Here is a 2,695-nt window from a genome sequence, read left to right on the forward strand (position 1 = left end):
ATGACGACCGCGTGCAGCAGGACGCCCGCCCCGACGACGACGGCGGCCTGCCCGGCCGCCAGACCCAGGGAGGCTTCCCCCGGGCTGGCCCCGGCGAGCGCCCGCACCGCGAGCCAGGCGCCCGGACCGCCGAGCAGCAGCCCGAGCAGCGCGGCGGGCAGGACCTCGGCCACGCCGAGCGCTCCGACGGCGGGCGGGCGGACGCCGAGCCCGGCGAGCAGCTCGAGCTCGCGGGCGCGGCGGGAGGCGGTGAGCGTGGAGACGGCGAGCACGAGCGCCAGGCCCAGCAAGATCGACCCCACGGCGGGGGTCCGGGCCTCCGCGGCCGCGCGCAGGGTGATGTCGTCGGCCCGGGCGAGCAGGCCGGGCAGGCCGGTGACGACGACCGGGGACAGGATCGCGCCGCTGCCGACGGTGCCGACGGACTCACCGGGGGGCAGGGCGGCGGCGGCCGTCCGCAGCCGCTGGACCGCCGACACGGTCGAGCCCAGCGCGTCGCGGTCGGGCCGGACGGGGTCCAGGCCGGCGTCCAGGCTCCAGATGAGGACGTCGCCGATCGCGTCGGCCAGGGCCTCCGTCGTCGACGGGTCGCCGACGAGGACCGAGGGCTGCGCGAGGCCGCCGGTGTCCCCGGGCAGCCGTCCCGCCCGGTCCTGCCAGAACCGGCTGCCGGGCAGGTCGACCGGCACGGCCCCGGCGTCGACCTCGTAGACCCCGGCGACCGTCGTCGTCGCGGCCGTGTCCTGCCGCCGGCTCACCGAGGTGACCACCTGCATCTCGTCGCCGGGCTCGAGCGACAGCTCCTCGGCGAGGTCGGCGGGGACCCAGACCCCGGCGGGCCGCTCCTCGCCCTCGGCCACGGGCGCGCTCGCGACGACCTGCAGCACGTCCCCCGGCTCGTCGACCGCGGTGAGGCGGGCGGTGCGGCGCCGGCCGTCGACCTCGGCGAAGCCCTCGTAGCGGACCAGGCGGGTGCCGAGGAGCTCGTCGGCGAAGGACACCCCGAGCAGGGAGGCGGGCTCCAGCCCGGGGACGGCGTCGACCTGCTCGCGCAGCCCCTCGAGCACCCGGCCCGGTCCCGGTGAGCCGGACACCCGCACGGTGGGCGAGGCGAGCGGCCCGGCGCCCTCGGCGACGGCGTCGAGGGTCCGCGCGACCGAGGCGGTGCGCCAGGCGGAGACCGTGAGCACGTCGGAGGCGGCAGCCGCGGCGGACACCGCGAAGGCGGCGACGACGAGCACGGCCCAGGGGCCCTCCCGCAGCAGCCGCAGCGGCGCCCGTGCCCACAGCGGCCCCCCGGTCATGCTGGAGACTATGTCATGGGAGCGCTCTCACCGGGAGCTGGTCCCGGGAGGCGTCGTCCTCGGGCGCCTCCGCGCCGCCCTGCCCGTCCCACGGCCGCAGCAGGTGGAGGAACAGCACGGTGGTGAGCGCGAGCGTCACCTGCAGCAGGGCGGCGTTGAGCACGAGGTAGCTGACCAGGAGCGCCGGCGCCCAGGGCCGCGCGCCGCCGCCGGCCACGAGGGACCACAGCAGGAACAGCAGGAAGACGACCGTGCCCGGCCCGCCGTACTCCAGCAGGAGCTTGGGCAGCGCGGGCGACAGCAGCCCGGCGGTCCCGGCGGCCGTGGCATCGGTGCCCGCCCCGGCCCCGTAGCCGAGCAGGACCGCGGCGGGGTCGAGCGCCCACGACGGCAGCAGCCGCTCGTAGGGCTCGACGAGCCGCAGGCTGAGGCTCGAGCCCTCGTTGCCCACCTCGGTGAGCCGGGTGAGGAAGCGCTCCCCGACCGGGGTGACCGCGGCCACCACGACGGCCAGCAGCACGGGGACGACGAGGACGAGCAGGCGGCGGCGCGCCGGCCCGGCCGCGAGCACCGCGACGCCCAGGACGAGGGTGACGACGCCGTTGCCGGCCAGCGTCGGGACCAGGCCGAGCAGGAGCAGCGCCACCACGACCGTCGAGCGGCCGCGGTGCAGCGCGACGACGCCGGCCAGCCCGAGGAAGTACGAGACGAACGACGGCTCGAGGAAGAGGACGCCGTTGACCCGGACGATGTCGGAGCCGTACGACAGCGGGTCGCCGGTGTTGTAGCCCTGGACGAGCAGCTCGGACGGCACGACGACGGACAGCCAGTCCCGGTACGGCACGCCGGCGTACTGGGTGGCCGACTGGGCCAGGCAGACCAGGGCCACGACGACCATGAGGGTCGTGTAGGCGTCGAGCAGCCGGTCGACCGCGGCCCGGTCCAGCCGGGCCGGCCGGACGGCGACGACCGCGTACAGCAGGAGCAGCAGCACCAGCGACGTCAGGGACGGCGACAGCCCGCGCAGCAGGGCGACGACGGTGAGCAGCACCAGCGTCGACATGGCCGCCACGTAGAGCCGGGTCCGGGTCCGGTCGAGCACGAGCCGGCCGGTGACGGCGCCGACGGCGAGCAGCGCCAGGCAGAGGACGAGGGTCAGGGGCACCTGCGTGGCGCCGAGCGGCAGGGCCAGGCGCTGGGTGAGCACGACGACCAGCAGCAGCGCCAGCAGCAGGCGCTCGGGCCCCCGGCCCGTCGTCACTCCCCGGTCGCCGGGGACGCCACCGGGGCCGGCGCGGCAGCCGCGGGAGGCGCGGAAGGCGCAGCGCCCGGGGCCGCAGCCGTCGGGGCCGCAGTCGTCGGGGAGGACGTGGGGGCAGCGGCAGGGCCCG

The 2,695-nt window shown here is 77.6% G+C and carries 2 protein-coding genes; both read right to left on the reverse strand.

The genetic code is table 11. The annotated features are described in order from the left end of the window. On the reverse strand, positions 1-1,304 hold a 1,304-nt coding region (locus tag WCS02_RS19520; RefSeq protein ID WP_340295946.1), incomplete at its 3' end, for a hypothetical protein. 13 nt (positions 1,305-1,317) lie between these two features. Then, the coding region (locus WCS02_RS19525) for a hypothetical protein (RefSeq protein WP_340295947.1) at positions 1,318-2,695 on the reverse strand (1,378 nt) is incomplete at its 5' end.

Source organism: Aquipuribacter hungaricus, from assembly GCF_037860755.1.
GTDB classification, from domain to species: domain Bacteria; phylum Actinomycetota; class Actinomycetes; order Actinomycetales; family JBBAYJ01; genus Aquipuribacter; species Aquipuribacter hungaricus.